Annotated in this window: 3 protein-coding genes; 2 read left to right on the forward strand and 1 reads right to left on the reverse strand. The window is 58.2% G+C overall.

The features are described from left to right. On the reverse strand, positions 1-278 hold a 278-nt coding region (locus tag A3AY_RS35125), incomplete at its 3' end, for an LLM class flavin-dependent oxidoreductase (RefSeq protein WP_040668589.1). A 43-nt stretch (positions 279-321) separates the two neighbouring features. Here A3AY_RS35125 and A3AY_RS39125 point away from each other — a divergent pair. Together A3AY_RS39125 and A3AY_RS35130 are read left to right on the forward strand one after the other, a co-directional pair. Next, positions 322-630, forward strand: a complete 309-nt coding sequence (locus A3AY_RS39125; RefSeq protein WP_154663282.1) for a hypothetical protein — start codon at positions 322-324, stop codon at positions 628-630. Positions 631-716: 86 nt separating this feature from the next. Beyond that, positions 717-1,152, forward strand: a 436-nt coding sequence (locus tag A3AY_RS35130; RefSeq protein ID WP_040668591.1) for an ABC transporter substrate-binding protein, incomplete at its 3' end; no start/stop codon positions are given.

Genomic DNA, 1,152 nt, shown 5'->3' on the forward strand with positions numbered 1-1,152 from the left:
GCGGAGGCGAAGTTCGCCGGCCGCCAATAGCCCGGGCGTATGGCGATGAGCGGTTCGAACGTGGTGGTCCGCGCGGCGAGTGCGGCCGCGACTGTGAAAGTGTCGGGCCGGCCCCAGCCGGTGCCGATGAGCGCACCCTTCCAGCCGTGTTCCTCCAGCGCCTTCGCGTGACTGGTGAGCGTCTCCAGGCTGTTGTGTTCTTCGACGGCGGTATCGCCCCGGTGGCCGGGTTTGACGTCGTTCGGGATATACCAGAGAAATTCGGAAGTGCTGCTCATGCCATCGGCCCTGCTGTTCTTTATCACGAGGTAGGAAAGGTGAATGCTGATTGCCGAGGACGCGACAGGGGAACTCGAGAAAAAGGAGCCCGCCGCTCCACAGGGCAGTTCTCCGCCTTTCCTTTTGCAAGTCGAGATTAAGGACAATAAAATCTATATAAAAGGAAGATTATTCTTTTCTGAGGTGATGATAACCATTCCTTGTTCGCGAACCCCAGAAATCACCGCATGTCGATTTCATCGCGTTTGGTTCAAGAGATCACGCCTGAGTCGCTCCCGTTCGGTCGGAGGGCTTGGCCCACTCTTGCGCAAAGTGGCGCTTTCGCACGCCGATAGAATTTCTGCCTTCTGATTTTCGTGCTTGACGGAGATCATTCCCGGGCGGCGCAAGGGGTGTGCCGCCGGCTCTGCCGTATCGATATTTCGGGAGCAGACGTGATGCCCATCAATCGCCGCCATTTCAACCAGCTGCTGTTGCTCAGCAGCGCAAGCATCGCATTTGACCACCCGTCATTCGCCGCCGGCGAAACGCCTGTTCGGGGCGGCACGCTCAACTGGGCCTATTATCCCGATCCGACATCGCTGATCGCCATCAATACCTCGTCCGGTACCGGCCAGGCGATCGGGCCGAAGGTGAACGAAGGGCTACTGGATTTTGACTACGATCTCAATCCCATTCCGCTGCTGGCGACGGAATGGTTGGTCAGCGATGATGGTCTTCGCTATACATTCAAGCTGCGGCAGGGCGTCAAATGGCACGATGGTAAGGACTTCACCTCTGAAGACGTCAACTTCACGATCTTTCGCCTCAAGGAAGCGCATCCGCGCGGCCGCATCACCTACCAGAATGTCACGGCCGTCGAGACGCCGGACG

Source organism: Rhizobium giardinii bv. giardinii H152 (genome assembly GCF_000379605.1).
GTDB lineage: Bacteria > Pseudomonadota > Alphaproteobacteria > Rhizobiales > Rhizobiaceae > Pararhizobium > Pararhizobium giardinii.